General features: G+C 72.1%; 12 protein-coding genes. 10 read left to right on the top strand and 2 right to left on the bottom strand.

Annotated elements, in window-relative coordinates:
- Nucleotides 1-97 precede the first annotated feature (97 nt).
- Both ACZ67M_RS13305 and ppgK read left to right on the top strand, forming a co-directional pair.
- A complete protein-coding gene (locus ACZ67M_RS13305; RefSeq protein ID WP_469850909.1) occupies nucleotides 98-1,114 on the top strand; it encodes a 4-hydroxy-3-methylbut-2-enyl diphosphate reductase in 1,017 nt (338 codons plus the stop codon).
- A gap of 30 nt (nucleotides 1,115-1,144) precedes the next feature.
- The gene (gene ppgK, locus ACZ67M_RS13300) at nucleotides 1,145-1,885 is read left to right on the top strand and encodes a polyphosphate--glucose phosphotransferase (protein WP_361352194.1); all 741 of its coding nucleotides are present in this window, start codon (nucleotides 1,145-1,147) and stop codon (nucleotides 1,883-1,885) included.
- Between the two features lie 28 nt (nucleotides 1,886-1,913).
- Here the strand turns inward: ppgK and ACZ67M_RS13295 are convergent, their stop codons facing one another.
- Nucleotides 1,914-2,528, bottom strand: coding sequence for a DUF6542 domain-containing protein (locus tag ACZ67M_RS13295; protein WP_469850906.1), 615 nt, complete (start codon nucleotides 2,526-2,528; stop codon nucleotides 1,914-1,916).
- A 177-nt stretch (nucleotides 2,529-2,705) separates the two neighbouring features.
- Between ACZ67M_RS13295 and ychF the strand changes: the two genes are divergently transcribed.
- Nucleotides 2,706-3,794 carry a redox-regulated ATPase YchF gene (gene ychF / locus ACZ67M_RS13290; protein WP_122616031.1) on the top strand — a complete coding sequence of 363 codons (1,089 nt, stop codon included), beginning with the start codon at nucleotides 2,706-2,708 and terminating at the stop codon, nucleotides 3,792-3,794.
- A 100-nt stretch (nucleotides 3,795-3,894) separates the two neighbouring features.
- Here the strand turns inward: ychF and ACZ67M_RS13285 are convergent, their stop codons facing one another.
- Nucleotides 3,895-5,526: a helix-turn-helix domain-containing protein gene (locus ACZ67M_RS13285; RefSeq protein WP_469850904.1), complete on the bottom strand. Its 1,632-nt coding sequence runs from the start codon at nucleotides 5,524-5,526 to the stop codon at nucleotides 3,895-3,897.
- 141 nt (nucleotides 5,527-5,667) lie between these two features.
- Here ACZ67M_RS13285 and ACZ67M_RS13280 point away from each other — a divergent pair, with 141 nt between their 5' ends.
- The 7 genes from ACZ67M_RS13280 (at nucleotide 5,668) to ACZ67M_RS13250 (ending at nucleotide 15,598) form a co-directional block, all read left to right on the top strand.
- Nucleotides 5,668-7,533: an SIP domain-containing protein gene (locus tag ACZ67M_RS13280; protein ID WP_469850903.1), complete on the top strand. Its 1,866-nt coding sequence runs from the start codon at nucleotides 5,668-5,670 to the stop codon at nucleotides 7,531-7,533.
- A gap of 65 nt (nucleotides 7,534-7,598) precedes the next feature.
- The gene (locus tag ACZ67M_RS13275; protein WP_385800847.1) at nucleotides 7,599-8,612 is read left to right on the top strand and encodes an ABC transporter substrate-binding protein; all 1,014 of its coding nucleotides are present in this window, start codon (nucleotides 7,599-7,601) and stop codon (nucleotides 8,610-8,612) included.
- A complete protein-coding gene (locus ACZ67M_RS13270; protein WP_469850901.1) occupies nucleotides 8,609-9,652 on the top strand; it encodes a FecCD family ABC transporter permease in 1,044 nt (347 codons plus the stop codon). The genes ACZ67M_RS13275 and ACZ67M_RS13270 overlap by 4 nt, the downstream gene beginning before the upstream one ends.
- On the top strand, nucleotides 9,649-10,761 hold the full coding sequence (locus tag ACZ67M_RS13265; RefSeq protein ID WP_469850900.1) for a FecCD family ABC transporter permease: 1,113 nt from the start codon (nucleotides 9,649-9,651) through the stop codon (nucleotides 10,759-10,761). The genes ACZ67M_RS13270 and ACZ67M_RS13265 overlap by 4 nt, the downstream gene beginning before the upstream one ends.
- Nucleotides 10,762-10,848: 87 nt before the next feature.
- Nucleotides 10,849-12,051: an alpha/beta hydrolase gene (locus tag ACZ67M_RS13260; protein ID WP_469850898.1), complete on the top strand. Its 1,203-nt coding sequence runs from the start codon at nucleotides 10,849-10,851 to the stop codon at nucleotides 12,049-12,051.
- Nucleotides 12,048-13,820 carry an ABC transporter transmembrane domain-containing protein gene (locus ACZ67M_RS13255; protein ID WP_469850897.1) on the top strand — a complete coding sequence of 591 codons (1,773 nt, stop codon included), beginning with the start codon at nucleotides 12,048-12,050 and terminating at the stop codon, nucleotides 13,818-13,820. Before ACZ67M_RS13260 ends, ACZ67M_RS13255 begins: the two co-directional genes overlap by 4 nt.
- Nucleotides 13,817-15,598 (top strand): ABC transporter ATP-binding protein, encoded by a 1,782-nt coding sequence (locus ACZ67M_RS13250; protein WP_469850895.1) that lies wholly within the window; start codon nucleotides 13,817-13,819, stop codon nucleotides 15,596-15,598. The genes ACZ67M_RS13255 and ACZ67M_RS13250 overlap by 4 nt, the downstream gene beginning before the upstream one ends.
- Nucleotides 15,599-15,601: the final 3 nt, after the last annotated feature.

The raw sequence follows: 15,601 nt of genomic DNA, 5'->3' as shown, positions 1-15,601 counted from the left end.
CGGACTCCGTCTCGAACTCCGCCTCGGAATGTTCCCGTCAGTCTCCCCGGCAACGCCGTACCCACGCGATCTTTGACCCGCCGAACGCGGCCTTACGATGGGTGCCATGACTGCTTCGCCTGGCCGCCGTGTCCTGCTCGCCGCCCCCCGTGGCTACTGCGCGGGTGTGGACCGCGCCGTGATCGCCGTCGAGAAAGCCCTGGAGCAGTACGGGGCTCCGGTGTACGTCCGGCACGAGATCGTTCACAACAAGTACGTGGTCCAGACCCTGGAGAAGAAGGGCGCGATCTTCGTCGAGCAGACGGAGGAGGTCCCCCCGGGGAACATCGTGATGTTCTCCGCGCACGGGGTGGCGCCCGTCGTCCACGAGGAGGCCGAGCGCGGCCGCCTCGCCACCATCGACGCCACCTGCCCGCTCGTCACCAAGGTCCACAAGGAAGCCGTCCGCTTCGCAAGCGACGACTACGACATCCTCCTGATCGGCCACGAGGGCCACGAGGAGGTCATCGGCACCTCCGGGGAGGCCCCCGACCACATCCAGCTCGTCGACGGCCCCGAGGACGTCGCGAAGGTCGAGGTCCGCGACCCCTCCAAGGTGGTCTGGCTCTCCCAGACGACCCTGTCCGTCGACGAGACCATGGAGACCGTCGACGCGCTCAAGGACAAGTTCCCGCAGCTCATCTCCCCGCCGAGCGACGACATCTGCTACGCCACGCAGAACCGTCAGCTCGCGGTCAAGCAGATGGGCGCCGAGGCCGACCTGGTGATCGTCGTCGGCTCGCGCAACTCCTCGAACTCCAAGCGTCTGGTCGAGGTCGCCAAGCAGGCGGGCGCCCACGAGGCGTACCTCGTGGACTTCGCCGACGAGGCCGACGAGGCCTGGCTTGAGGGCGTGACCACGGTCGGGGTCACCTCCGGCGCGTCCGTCCCGGACATCCTGGTCGAGCAGGTCCTGGAGTGGCTGTCGCAGCGCGGCTTCGAGGACGTGGAGATCGTCAAGGCCGCCGAGGAGTCGATCACCTTCTCGCTGCCCAAGGAGCTCCGCCGCGACCTGCGCGAGGAGGCCGCGAGCCTGGTGGCGGAGCGGGGCGGTTCGGGTACGGCCGGGGCGTGACCGTCAGTCGCAGGCCGTAACGTGGGTGCCATGCAGATCTTCGGCGTGGACATCGGCGGATCCGGGATCAAGGGCGCTCCTGTGGACCTCGACAGGGGCGACCTGGCCCAGGAGCGCTGCAAGGTGCTGACCCCGCAACCGGCCGACCCGGACGGTGTGGCCGACGGCGTCAAGGAGGTCGTCGAGCACTTCGGCTGGACCGGACCGGTCGGGCTCACCTTCCCGGGTGTGGTGACCGGCGGCGCCATGGTCCGCACCGCGGCCAACGTCGACAAGAGCTGGGTGGACACGGACGCGCGGAGCCTGTTCGCGGAGCGCCTCGGCGGCCTGGACGTGACGGTCGTCAACGACGCGGACGCGGCGGGCGTCGCCGAGATGAACTTCGGCGCCGGGCGCGGCCGGCAGGGCACGGTCATCCTGCTCACCTTCGGCACGGGCATCGGCAGTGCCGTCTTCCACGGCGGCGTCCTCGTCCCCAACACCGAGCTGGGGCACCTGGAGCTGGACGGCCACGACGCGGAGAAGCGCGCCTCCAGCAAGGTCAAGGAGGACCACGACATGTCGTGGGAGCAGTGGGCCCACCGGGTGCGCAAGTACCTCGCCCACGTCGAGATGCTGTTCTCGCCGGAGCTGTTCATCGTCGGCGGCGGGGTCAGCCGGAAGGCCCACAAGTTCCTGCACTACATCGAGGGCATCCAGGCGGAGATCGTCCCCGCCCAGCTCCAGAACAACGCGGGGATCGTCGGCGCGGCGATGCACGCGTCCCGCTGACCGCGCACCTCGCACCGTCCGCCGCGGGTCACCCCGGCGGACGGTTCCGGGCGGCGGCCCGCCGTCGGCGCATCAGCCGGATCCTGCGGACGATCACCGTCGACCCCGCGACCAGCGTCCCGCCGTACAGCCACCCGGCCTCGGTGGCCAGCGCGGTCACGATCCCCATCAGCCGCCCCCCGAGGCCGCCGTCCCCGCTCTCGGCCACGGTCACCAGACCCACCGCGAAGGCGATCGGCACGACGACGGGGGCGGTCAGCAGGTCGCCCCGGCGCACCCAGACCGCGGTGAGCAGGCACACCGGCACGAACAGCACGCCGTAGACGGTCAGGGACGCCCCGAGGAGCAGCGCGTCGAGGTAGCCGAGCACGACCATGACGGCGGCGCAGAAGAGACCGCTGCCCAGACCCGTCAGCCGCGGGTTGGGCATCGTGCGCCGGGCATCCGCCTCCCGCGCCGCCGCCGGACCGGGCCGGCCGGTCTGGCGCCCCGTGGCCGCCCGCGCCGGACCGCCGCCCGCCCGCGGACCCGCCGGCCGCCCGACCGGACGGCCGGCAGCGGCGCCGCCCCGCCCCTGTGGGGGCAGCGCCGCCCGGCTCCGCCGCGGTCCGTACTGCGCAGGTCGCGTCCCGTGTTGCTCCACTGGACCAACTTAGGTCGGTTTATGTGTCGAATAGGCCGACAGACACGCCGTCGGCCGGACCTGGCCAAGCGTTCGACACCACGCGGGGGTGGTACCGGCCACCCCGTAGACTGGTGGATCGGCCCCTGTCTGGCCCGCCCCACCTCCTCCGCATCCTCACGTACGGGAAGTCGCAACGTGTCGCTCACGATCGGAATCGTCGGTCTGCCGAATGTCGGCAAGTCGACCCTGTTCAACGCCCTGACCAAGAACGACGTGCTCGCGGCCAACTACCCGTTCGCCACGATCGAGCCCAACGTCGGCGTCGTGGGAGTCCCGGACCCCCGCCTGACGAAGCTGGCCGAGATCTTCTCCTCGGAGAAGGTCCTCCCGGCCACGGTCGACTTCGTGGACATCGCGGGCATCGTGCGCGGCGCGAGCGAGGGCGAGGGCCTGGGCAACAAGTTCCTCGCGAACATCCGCGAGTCCGACGCGATCTGCCAGGTCATCCGCGCCTTCAAGGACGAGAACGTCGTCCACGTCGACGGCAAGGTCTCGCCCAAGGACGACATCGAGACGATCAACACCGAGCTGATCCTCGCCGACCTCCAGACCATCGAGAAGGTCCTCCCGCGCCTCCAGAAGGAGTCCCGGATCAAGAAGGACGTCGCGCCGAAGGTCAAGGCGGTCGAGGAGGCCAAGGAGATCCTGGAGAAGGGCGACACCCTCTTCGCCCACGGCATCGTCCAGGGCACCGAGCGCAACGAGCTCCTCCACGACCTCCACCTCCTCACGACCAAGCCCTTCCTCTACGTCTTCAACGTCGACGAGGACGAGCTGACCGACGAGTCCTTCAAGAACGAGCAGCGCGCCCTGGTCGCCCCCGCAGAGGCGATCTTCCTCAACGCCAAGCTGGAGTCGGACCTCGCCGAGCTGGACGAGGACGAGGCCCTGGAGCTCCTCCAGTCCGTGGGCCAGGAGGAACCCGGCCTCGCCACCCTCGCCCACGTCGGCTTCCGCACCCTCGGCCTCCAGACCTACCTGACGGCCGGCCCCAAGGAATCCCGCGCCTGGACCATCAAGCAGGGCGCCACGGCCCCCGAGGCCGCGGGAGTCATCCACACCGACTTCCAGAAGGGCTTCATCAAGGCCGAGGTCATCTCCTACGACGACCTCGTCGCCACGGGCTCGGTGACGGAGGCCCGCGCCAAGGGCAAGGCGCGGATGGAGGGCAAGGAGTACGTGATGCGGGACGGGGACGTGGTGGAGTTCCGCTTCAACGTGTAGCGGCCGACGTCCCGCCACGTCGCTGATCTGGCAGGCGTGCCGGTCGTATGGGGTCCGGTCCTTCGGGGTCGGGCCCTTCGGCGTGCGGGGCGAACGGCTCTCACCGGCTCTTGGCGGCCTCGCGTTCCTGGTACTCGCGTGGGGAGAGTCCGTGGAAGCGGGAGAAGGCGGCGCTGAACGTGGGGAGGTGGGCGTACCCGATCCGGCGCGCGACGGCGCTGGGCCGGGCGCCCCCGGCGAGCAGGTCGCGGGCGATGCGCATGCGGGCGGCGTAGCGCCAGCGGCCGAGGGTCATGCCCGTCTCGTCGCGGAAGGCGCGGTGGATCTCGGCGCGGATGTCGGCGTCCCGCGTCCCGCCGGGCTCGGCGATGCGCCGCAGGCACTCCATCGCGACAGCACGCGCCCGCGGATCGGTGGGCATCGGCACCGAGAGCGCTCGCTGTGCGGCGACCTGTTCCGCGAACAGGCCGAGGATGTGGCGAGGGTTGTGGTCGCCGGGGCGCAGAGCGGACCGGGCGCTGATCGAGCAGAACATCAGGTAGTCGTCCCACGCCGGCGAGAACCGCACCTGTAGCGGCGCGGTCAGGTGGAGGTCGGCGGTGCTCGCGTTGCCCAGCGGCAGGGAGACGGAGTTCTCGCGGAGGCCGGTGACGTGCTCCAGCTCTGCCGGGATCCAGGTGGCCACCCCGCGCTCCCGCTCGTAGCGCTGGTCGCCGATGTCCAGGTACCCGCTGCCCCGGTACATCCAGCTCAGGACGTGGATGTCGTTGGTGTGCGACGGCGTGCTGGCCGGGGGCAGCATCTCGGGCGGGGCGGGTGTGTCCGTCTCGCGCATCATCCGGATCAGGTCGTCGGTCCGCCGTGCCGCCGCCGCCCGCTGGGTCAGCCCACCGGCGCCGGGCCGGGCGGGGAGCCTGCGTCCGAACTCGTGGGGGGTCAGTCCGAACCGTCCCTTGAACGCCCGCGTGAGGCCGTTGCGGCTGGCGAAGCCCACCAGGGCGGCCACCTGGTCGACGTCGTAGCCGGCGGCGAGGAACTCCGCGGCGGCGCCGAGCCGGCAGTGCAGCCGCCACTGCTCGAAGGTGAGCCCGGTGCCGGCGAGGAAGTCACGGCGGAGCGTGCGTGCGCTGGAGAGCACCCGCGCCGCCCATTGCTCGACCGTGAGGTCGAGCCCGGGGTCGCGCATCAGCTCCTCGGCGACCGCTCTGGCGCCGCGGGCTCGCGGCATCGCCGGCGACGCGAATCCCTCCGGGCCCGGGTCGTGCCCGAGCGCGGCGGGCGTCGGCGGGCGTGCGCCTGGGCGCCGAAGCAGCTCCGTGATCGCCTCGGGGGAGTACCCGTGGCCGCTGAACGGAGTGACCTGAAGGTTGAAGAGCTGGATCAACCAGTCCTGCCAGCCGCTGGGAACGTCGAACCGCGTCAGTTCCGTCAACCCCCGGGCGCCGACGCCGGCGTGGGGACACAGCGGGAAGGCGACCGTGCCCGGCTCGGTGGTGATCGTCCGCTCCGACCGGCCGTCCGCGGGAATCTCCGCCCGGCCGTCCGCCGGAATCCAGACGCCTTCGCCGGCCTCGAGGTGGAGCGCCGGCCCGTCGTCGAGGCGCACGTGCGCCGTGCCGGTGCGCACCCACAGCAGCAGCGGTCGGACGTGCGCGTCCGCCGGACTCCACCGCGCGCCCGGAATCGCCGGAGGGCAGCCCGATCCGGCGGCGAACGATGAGGGCAAGGTCATGCCCCAACCGTATGCCCTAACTGCACGGCAGTCTGCGCACACCTTTCAAGGTAAGGTTCCCCTAACCTTACCGGAGTGCGCCCCCTCGATGCCGGCGTGCGGCTCCCTCCCCCGAAGCGATGAGAAAGCCCGGTTCCCCGCATGCCCAAGACCTCGCGCCGGCTCACCGTGCACCCGCCGACCTTGCGTGAGGTCGAGGTGGTCCGGATCGCCGACCTCACCCCGGGGATGCGGCGGGTCACGCTGAGCGGCGAACAGCTGCGCGCGTTCACCACCCCGGACGGCGTCACGCGGCCTGCCTTCGCGTCCCGAGGCTTCGACGACGACCTCGCGCTCTACTTTCCCCACCCGGGCCTCAGCGACCCGGTGCTCCCGGTCCAGGGCGAGGCGAAGCTGATCGTGCCCAAGGATCCCCGGCCCCTGTCGAGGGCCTACACGGTCCGCCGGTGGGACCCGGAAGCCGGCGAGCTGGACGTGGACTTCGTCAGGCACGGGGTGGGCGTGGGAACGACATGGGCCTACCGTGCCGCGCCGGGTGACCGGATCCACCTCAGCGGCCCGCGCACCTCGAAGACGCTCCCGGCCGGCGCCGACTGGTGGCTCGTGGCGGGCGACGACACCGCACTTCCCGCGATCGGCCGCCTGCTCGACGAGCTTCCCGCCGACGCCCGGGCACAGGTGTTCGTCGAGATCGCCGAGGATGCCCACCGTCAGCAGCTGCGCGAGCTGCCCGGGGTGGACGTGACGTGGCTGGTCCGCCCCGGCGCGACGTCCGGGACCGTGTCGCCGCTCACCGGGGCCGTCCGCGGTACGGGGTGGTGGCCGGGCCAGGCGTTCGTGTGGCTGGCCGGCGAGCACACCGCCGTCCGGGACATCCGCCGCCACCTGGTCGAGGACCGTGGTGTGCCCAAGGAGGACATCGACTTCACCGGATACTGGCGCCACTCCGCGGTCGTCGCCCTGGAGACCGACGGGGCGGTGCCCGATCCCGAGCGGACGGTCACCCCGTTCCAGAGACTCCACGACCTGACCGAGCTCGTCGCGCCTCTCGCGATCCGTACCGCCGTCGAGTTGGGCGTTCCCGATCTGCTCTCCCGCGGCACGACCGGCGTGGCCGAACTGGCCGCCGCGGCGGGCGCCGACGAGCGCGCCCTGGGCAAGCTGCTGCGCTATCTGCACACCCTGGACGTGGTGACCGAGACGGAGCCGGGTCGCTACGCGCTGACTCCGGTCGGCGACGTCCTCACGCTCGACTTCATCGCCGACAGACTGCACTCCGAGGGGGTGGTCGGGCGCGAGCTGCTCGGGCTGTACGGACTTACGGAGTCGGTCCGCACCGGCCGGCCCGCCTACGCCTCGGTCACCGGCCAGACCTTCGCCGAAGTGCGGGCCGAGCAGGACTACGAGGACCGTCACCTGGAGCGCCTGGCGAAGTTCCAGCTCGCGCCGGCCGGATCGATCGCCACGTCCGGTCTGCTCGCCGGAGTCCGGCACCTGGTGATCCACTCCGGTGGCGCGGGCGCGCACGCCCGTGAGTACGTCGCGGTCCACGAGAGCCTGCGCGTGACGATCTGCGCCCTGCCCGCCCAGGCCGACTGGCTGCGCCGCGACCTGCCCGACACGATTCCCGACGAGCGGGAGCGCGCCCGGGTCGGCGTCCTCGAGCAGTCCGTCCACGAGCCCGGCCCGGCAGCCGATGCCGTGCTCATCAGCCGCGCCTTCAAGACCCTGCCCGACGCCGACGCCGCCCGCGCGCTGCGCCGGGCGGCCGAGAACCTCACCCCCGGCGGACGCGTGCTGCTGATCGAGGAGGTCCTCGACACCGACGACCTGGACGAGCACGAGGGCGAGGAAGACCTCATCGGGCTCGCCTGCCACGGCTCCGGCCTGCGTACGGCGGCCGAGCTGGACGCGGTCATCGCACGGGCGGGCCTGACGCGCAGGTCGGCGCGGACCGTCGGCCTGGGCACCACCGTCCACGAACTCGTCCGCTCCACCGCTGACTGATCCCCTCAACTCCCCTCCACCCGGGCACATCCCTCCCCCGGGGCAGAAGAGAAAGAAAGACCACCATGAGCAGCACCCTGACAACGAGGCGCGGCACGGCCGTCGCCGCCGCGCTCCTGAGCGCGGCGCTCCTCCTCACCGCCTGCGGCAGCGACGGGAACGGCACCGGCGACAAGGCCGCCGCCGGGACCAGCGGCGACAAGGCCGCGGGGACCCGCAGCGTCAAGGCCGAGAACGGCACCGTCGAGATTCCCGCCGCCCCCCGGCGGATCGTCACGATCGGCAACACGAACCTCCCCTTCATCGATCTCGGCGGCAAGCCGGTGGGCGTCACCGAGGTGTCCGACTCCGACCTCGCCGTACTGCCGAAGGAACAGAAGGCCGCGTACGAGGCGGCCGAGGTCGTCGGCAGCAGCGGTGGTGACGTGGACCTCGAGAAGCTCGCCGCCCTCAAGCCGGACCTCATCCTGGTCCAGTTCCACTCGAACGACTGGGACAAGGTCGGCAAGCGACTCGAGTCGATCGCCCCGACGGTGCTCTGGGGGCTCGACACCGAGTGGAAGGCCTTCGCCGGCGAGATCGCCACGGCCGGCAACGTCACCGACGAACTCGGCCGACAGAAGGCGGAGTTCGAGAAGAAGATCGTCAAGATCAAGGAGACCTACGGCAAGACCATCGACGACACCAAGTTCGTCGACGTCTCCCGCGGCGACTGGAGCGACCCCGGAACGTTCTACATCGCGGACATCGGCTGCTCCGAGATCGCCCGGGACGACATCGGCCTCGACCTGCCCGAGGCGGCCGAGGGCAAGGACCCACTGGCGTACGAGTCCCTGCCGTTCGAGCAGGTCGCCGAGCTCTCCGAGTACGACGTGATCACCTACCCCGTCGATGCCGAAGGCCGGCCGGCCGAGCCCTTCGTGCCGGTGACCGAGACCAACACGTGGAAGACGCTGCCCACCGTGACCTCCGGTCGCGCGCTCGGAGTCTTCTGCCCCGGCAACAACTCCTACGGGCCCGTGCTGCGGTACCTGGACTCGCTCGACAGCGCACTGGCGACTCTCGCCGGCAAGCTGTGACACCCCTCGCCCTGCGCGGGCGCGGCCGGAGCACCGAGACGGTGCCCCGGCCGCGCCGGCGTCTGCTCGGCACGGCCCTCGCGCTGGCGGTGCTGATGGCCCTGCTGATGCTGAGTGTCATGATCGGGTCCACGGCGATCGCGCCGTCCGTGGTGTGGGACGCGCTGTTCAACCCGTCCGCCCACCCCGACCAGTTCGCCATCCGCGACTTCCGGCTGCCGCGCACGATCGTCGGCCTGGTCGTCGGCGTGGCACTCGGTCTGTCGGGCGCGCTGATCCAGGCGCTCATCCGCAACCCCCTGGCCGATCCGGGTGTCCTCGGCGTCCACGCCGGGTCGTCCTTCGCGGTGACGGTCGCCGTGGGCCTGCTCGGCGTCCGCGAAGCCCGGGGCTACATGTGGTTCGCGTTCGCGGGGGCGCTGATCGTCACGCTCCTGGTGCTCGCCCTCGGGTCGACACGGAAGGGCTCCTCGCCGGTGGTCATGGTGCTCGCGGGGGTCTGTGTCGGCGCGGTGCTCGGCGGCGCCAGGGAGGCGCTCCAGTTGACCAACCCGGACGCCTTCGACGCGATGCGGTACTGGAACGCCGGGTCGATCACGGGCCGCCCACTGGACCTCGTATGGCCGATCGTGCCGTTCCTCGCGGTGGCACTCCTCCTGGCCTTCGCGGTGTCGGGCCCGCTCAACGCGCTGGCTCTGGGCGACGAGCTGGCCCGCGCCCAAGGGGTCCGGCTGGGCCGCACCCGTGTGCTCGCGGTGATCGCGCTCACCTTCCTCGCCGGGGGCGCCACCGCGATCGCCGGACCCATCGGATTCGTCGGACTCATGGTGCCGCACGTGGCCCGCTGGATCGTCGGACCGGACCAACGCTGGATCTTCGCGTACAGCGCTCTGCTCGCCCCGAGCCTGTTGCTGGTCTCCGACATCCTCGGCCGCGTCGTGATGCGACCCGGCGAGATCCCCGTGGGGATCATCACCGCCTTCGTCGGCGCTCCCGTCCTGATCGTGCTGGTGCGGCGGAAGAGGGCGAGCGGGCTGTGAACGCGAACACGCGCCTGTCGCGGGCGGAGGAAGGCGAGCGGACCGTGAAGCCGAACGCGCGCCTGCCACGGGTGGGCCTCGGGCGGCGGGCGCTGGTGCTGCGGCGCGGGCGGATCGCGGTCCGGCTGCGGTGGCGCTCGGTCGTCGTCTGCACGGTGCTCGCGGTCGCGGGCGCCGGTATGGCGCTGCTCGCGCTCATGACCGGCTCGTACGCGCTGAGTCCCGGGCAGGTGCTCTCCGCACTGACCGGCCGGGAGACCGGCTTCGTCCAGGAGCTCGTGGTCGAGTGGCGGCTGCCCCGGGTGGCCGCCGCGCTGGTGTTCGGCGCGGCTCTGGGGGTGAGCGGGGCGGTCTTCCAGTCGCTGCTGCGCAACCCGCTCGCGGACCCCGGCATCATGGGGTTCACCCAGGGCTCCTACACCGGCGCGCTGATCGTGATCCTGGTCGTCAACGGCACCTACGCGCAGCTGGCCGGCGGAGCGCTGCTCGGCGGGATGGCCACCGCCGTGGCCGTGTACGTGCTGGCCCACCGGCGAGGGGTGAAGGGGTTCCGGCTGATCGTCGTCGGCATCGGCGCCTCGGCGATGCTCGATTCGCTCAACACCTGGCTGATCCTCAAGGCCGACCTGGACCAGGCGATGTCCGCGGCCGCGTGGGGTGCCGGGTCGCTCAACGGCGTGTCCTGGAACCAGGTGGCGGTCGGCGGCGCCTGTATCGCCGTACTCCTGCTGGTGGCCGGGATGTTGAGCCGGTCACTGCGGCAGATGCAGCTGGGCGACGAAGTGGCCGCCTCGCAAGGAGTCCGGGTCTCGCCGGTGCGCCTGGGCCTGATCCTGGTGGGAGTGGCGCTGACGGCGACGGTCACGGCCGCGTCCGGGCCGATCCTGTTCGTCTCCCTGGTCGCCCCGCAGATCGCACACCGGCTCGCCCGCGGCGCGGGGGTCGCCCTCGCTCCCGCCGCCTTCGTCGGGGCGCTGCTGTGCCTGGCGTCGGACTACCTCGCCCAGCATGCCGCCCCCACCCCGCTGCCGGTCGGCATCATCACCGTCGTGCTCGGCGGCGGCTACCTCGGACACCTGCTGTTCACCGAAGCAAGGAGACGCCTGTGAGCGCGACCCCGACCGCCACCGCGCGCCTGACGGCGGAGCCGGCGCTCGCCCCGCACACCGACAACACCGACGCAGAGAGCGCGATACATGTCTGATCCGACCGTCGAGAAGCTGTCGACCGGTGAGTGGAGCCCGGAGAGGTTCAGACGACATCTCCAGGAGGCGGGAACACCGCTCGTCGAGCGGGTCTGCGCGGACGAGGTGGAGGTGACGTTCGTCGACGAGCCCGCGGACGGCTCGACGGCCACCCTCTCGGTGGTGATCGGCCCCAGAATCGGTTTCAACCCGATCGAAACGGAGTTCGCCCCGGTGGCGGGGACGCCGTTTCACGTACTCACCCTGCGGATGCGTTCCGACCTGCGTTTCTCGTACGTGTTCACGCGACGTGGGCCGACCGGTACGGGTGAGGGCGAGCAGGTCCCGGACCCGTTCAACCCGCCGCCGAGGTTCTCGGAGTGCGCGGTGGAGCGGTTCTCGGGGGCCTCGGTGGCGGCGCTGCCCGACGCGGAGCCGCTGCCCTGGCTCGACCAGGCCGAAGCCCGCCCGGCCCCGGCGATGGACTCCGCCGTGCTGGCGAGTGAGTTGCTGGGAAACGAGCGCCGCATCTGGGTCTCGATGCCCCCGGGCGAGTTCTCGGACGACAGCGCGCTGCCCTTCGTGATCCACCTGGACGGGACACCGGAGCACAGTGCGCCGGGCGTGCGTGACGCCCTGGTCGAGGCGGGACTGATCCGGCCCTGTGCGGTGGTCCTCGTCGACCAGCTCGGACAGCGGCGCTACCAGGAGCTGCTCTGCGATCCGGCGTTCTCCCGGATGCTGGTCGAAGAACTGCTGCCGTGGCTCCACCACCGGTATCCGCTCGCGCGCGACCCCGCCGACGTGGCACTGGCCGGTGAGAGCTTCGGCGGCCTGTGCGCCGGCTGGACGGCGCTGCATCACCCCGGTGCCTTCGGCAACGCCATCCTCCAGTCCCCGTCGTGCGGGTACCACCCCGACCTCACCTGGGGCACCGGAGCCGGCGAGCTGCTGCGGCGCACCCCCGTGCCGACACTGATCGCCGACTGCCTCGCCGCGGAAGCGGCGCCGGTCCGCGTCTTCCACGACGTCGGTGAGCTGGAGGGATCGAACACCCACAGCCGATGGCTGGACCACGTGCTCACCGCGAAGGGCTACGACACCCGCTACCGGGAATTCGCCGGCGGACACGACTACGCATGGTGGCGGGGACTCCTCGCCGACGCCCTGCTCTGGTGCTTCCCGCGCAAGAGCGGGGACGGGAGCCCCGCGTGAGCGAATCCTCGCGTTCCGCGGACGCCGACACCGCGGGACTGGGGCGCGGACCGCTGACCCGCCGGCTGCCCGTGCTGCTCCAGGCGCCCCCCGAACCGGTCGAGGCTCCCGCGTTCGAGGCCGGGGCGGGGATCACGCCGGGGCGGTTCCTGCTGCGCGCGATCTTCTCGGTGAAGCGGGTCACCGTCCCGGCGATGCTCCTCGCGGTCGTGTGGCAGGTGGGCGAGTCGGCGGTCCCCGTCGTCATGGGTGTCGCCATCGACCGGGCGCTCGCGACCGGGAACGCGTCGCAGCTCGTGCTGTGGCTCGGCGTGCTGACCGCCCTGTACATCGCGCTGACGGTGGCGGCGAAGCTGGCGAACCGGCTGACCTCGTATGCGGTGCAGCTGTTGCAGCACCGGCTGCGGAGCACCCTGTCGACCGCCGTGCTGCACCCGGTCGGCGGCGTGGCCCGGGCGCCGGACGGCGGCGTCGTCTCGGTGATGACCAGCGACGTCGCCCGCCTGGCCAACGCGGTGATCCTGCTGATCATGCCGGTGTCGAGGATCGCCGCCATCGGGTTCATCGCCGTGTCGCTGCTGGCGACGCACTGGCTGCTGGGGCTCGTGGTGCTGCTCGGGGCGCCTGCCGCGGTGTGGCTGATGGGCGTGCTCAGCGAGCGGCTCTCCCGGGACACCCGCGCGTACCAGGAGCTGTTGGCCGCCACCGTCGGGCGGGCCACGGATCTGGTCGCGGGCTACCGGGTGGTCAAGGGGATGCACGCCGAGGCCGAGGCGACCAGGCGGTACCGGCAGGCGAGCCAGGAGACCCTCGTCGGGGCCAGGCGCAACGCGGGGCTCCTCGGGAGGTTCCTCGTGGGCTCCGGTGCGGTCAGCGGCCTGTTCGTCGCCGCCGTGATGGGGCTGGCGGGCTGGTTCGCCGTGGACGGGCGCCTCAGTATCGGCGAGTTGATCGCCGCCGTCGGCCTCACCCAGGCACTGCTGCCGCAGATCCAGTCGATCGCGCGCATCTCCATCCCCAACCTCGCCGGGGCCCGCGCCGCGTCCGCGCGCGTCATCGACGTGCTGCGCGGCAACGGCGGCCGCAAGCCGGGACAGGACGACGCGACACGGGCGGAGGTCGCGCCGGAGCCCGTGCTGGACGTGGCCGCGCCGGCCGCGACGATCCGGGTGGCCCCCGGAGAGCTCGTGGGAGTGCGCGCCGACGACCGGACCGCCGCGCGCATCGCGCGGGCGCTCCTCGACCCGTGCGCCTCCGACGCGGTGGAGGTGCGGCTCGACGGGCGTCCGGCACGAGAGCTGACGCCGCACGCGTACCGCTCGCGGGTCACGGTCGCCCCGCACCGGGCCACTCTCTTCAGCGGAACGATCCGCGACAACCTCGTCGCCGGCTCCGGTGCCGGCGGGTCGGAGCCGGTCGACGCCGCGGTGCGAGCGGCGGCGTGCGACGACTTCGCCGCCGATCTCGACCTCCCGGTCGGCGAGGACGGCAACCGCCTCTCCGGCGGTCAACGCCAGCGGGTCGCCCTCGCCCGCGCACTGGCGAGCAACGCACCGGTACTCGTGCTGCACGACCCGACCACGGCGGTGGACCCGGTCACCGAGCACGCGATCGCGGAGCGTCTGCCCGGCGTCCGCGCGGGCCGTTCGACGCTGCTGATCGCCTCGTCCCCCGTGCTGCTCGGACGCTGCGACCGCGTAGTCGACCTGTTCGAGGACGCACCCCCGCAGGAAGCGGACGCACCCCTGCACGAAAGGACGGTGGGATGAGCGTGGCATCCGCTGCGCACGGGCACGCGCTGCCCGTCGCGGGCGCCCGGGAGACGGCGAGGGAGGTGTGGCGGCTCAGCCGCGGACACCGGCTCCGGCTCACCGCCGTCGGCCTGGCCGGGATCGTCAGCACCGCCGTCGACCTGATCCCGCCGGTGGCGATCGGGTATCTCGTCGACCGGGTGCGGGCGGACACCGCGGACATCGGCACCGTGCTGACCGTCACGGGCGTGATGGCGCTCTCGGCCGTCCTCGGTGCCGCGGGCACCGCGGTGACGATCGCGCACGCCACCCGCGTCTACCACACCGTCCTCGCCGAGCTGCGCGAACGGCTGGTGAGCCGCGCGATGCTGCTCCCGCAGCACCTCGTGGAGCGCGCCGGTACCGGGGACCTGATATCCCGGTCCAGCGACGACGTCACCGCCGTCGCCGATGCCGCCCCCGCGGTGATCCCCGCGCTCACCGTCACCGCGTTCACCATCGCCGTGTCGGTGGCCGGGCTGGCGGCGCTGGAGTGGCCCTACGCGGCCGCGTTCGCCGTCGTACTGCCCGTCTACGCGCTCGCCATGCGGTGGTACCTGCGCATCGGGCCTCTGGTGTACCGGGCCGAGCGTGCGGCGATGAGTGCGCGGGCCCAGCAGATCCTCGAGTCCCAGCGCGGTTACGCCACGGTGCTCGGCTTCGGGCTCGCCGAGCACCGTCATCGCGCCGTGCTGACGGACTCCTGGGGCGTCGCGGTGCAGTCGATCCGGGCGCGCACCGTGCAGAGCATGCTCAACGCCCGGCTCAACCTCGGCGAATGCCTGAGCCTGGCCGCCGTGCTCGTCGTCGGCTTCGTCCTCGTCGACCACGGACTCTCCACTGTCGGCGGCGCCACCACCGCCATGCTGCTCGTGCTGCGCCTGCTGGGGCCGGTCAACCAGTTGCTGTTCGTCATCGACACCCTTCAGTCGGCCCTCGCCTCGCTGAGCCGCATGGTCGGAGTGGTCACGATCCCGACGGTGGAGGCTGCCGGCGCGTCGACGGCGCCGGCGGACCCGGCGGACCCGGCAGTCGCCGGGGAGACACCCACCGCCGTCCGGCTCCGCGGGGTCGCGTTCCGCTACGCCGACGGTCCACCCGTACTCGACGGCATCGACCTCGACATCCCGGCCGGCCGGCACCTCGCGATCGTCGGCCCGTCCGGGGCGGGGAAGACCACCCTCGCGTCCGTGATCGCGGGCGTTCACCGGCCTGACGCCGGGACCGTGACCCGTCCCCGCCGCACCGCGGTGATCACCCAGGAAGTACACGTGTTCGCCGGGACGCTGCGGGAGAACCTCACACTCGCCGCCCCCGACGCCACCGACCGCGAGATCCGCGCCGCGCTCGAAACCACCGGCGCGGCCGATCTGCTGGACCTCTCGGCGGACCCCCTCGACACGGTGCTCGGCACCGGCGGACACCCGCTCACCGAGGCACAGGCGCAACAGCTCGCCCTCGCCCGGCTGCTCCTCGCCGACCCCGAACTGGCGATCCTCGACGAAGCCACCGCCGAGGCCGGTTCCGCCCACGCCGAGCGGCTCGACCGCGCCTCGGAAGCGGTCCTCGCCGGCCGGTCCGGGATCGTGATCGCACACCGGCTCTCCCAAGCCGCTCCGTGCGACCGGATCGTGGTCATGGACGCCGGGCGCGTCATCGAGACCGGTACCCATGACGAACTCCTCACCGCCGGCGGCACATACGCCCGGCTGTGGGCGGTGTGGCAGGCCGGGCAGCACATCAGCGCGGACCGGTGAGGG

The sequence above is a fragment of the Streptomyces sp. NPDC107500 genome (genome assembly GCF_055582785.1).
The sequence above is the reverse complement of the archived record's forward strand: the minus strand, read 5'-3'. Positions and strand labels throughout refer to the sequence as shown.

Bases quoted from the DNA above. Each gene is read 5' to 3' on its own strand.
- ACZ67M_RS13305 (WP_469850909.1), top strand. From the start codon at position 98: ATGGGTGCCATGACTGCTTCGCCTGGCCGCCGTGTCCTGCTCGCCGCC.
- ppgK (WP_361352194.1), top strand. From the start codon at position 1,145: ATGCAGATCTTCGGCGTGGACATCGGCGGATCCGGGATCAAGGGCGCT.
- ACZ67M_RS13285 (WP_469850904.1), bottom strand. From the start codon at position 5,526: ATGACCTTGCCCTCATCGTTCGCCGCCGGATCGGGCTGCCCTCCGGCG.
- ACZ67M_RS13280 (WP_469850903.1), top strand. From the start codon at position 5,668: ATGCCCAAGACCTCGCGCCGGCTCACCGTGCACCCGCCGACCTTGCGT.
- ACZ67M_RS13275 (WP_385800847.1), top strand. From the start codon at position 7,599: ATGAGCAGCACCCTGACAACGAGGCGCGGCACGGCCGTCGCCGCCGCG.
- ACZ67M_RS13260 (WP_469850898.1), top strand. From the start codon at position 10,849: ATGTCTGATCCGACCGTCGAGAAGCTGTCGACCGGTGAGTGGAGCCCG.
- ACZ67M_RS13250 (WP_469850895.1), top strand. From the start codon at position 13,817: ATGAGCGTGGCATCCGCTGCGCACGGGCACGCGCTGCCCGTCGCGGGC.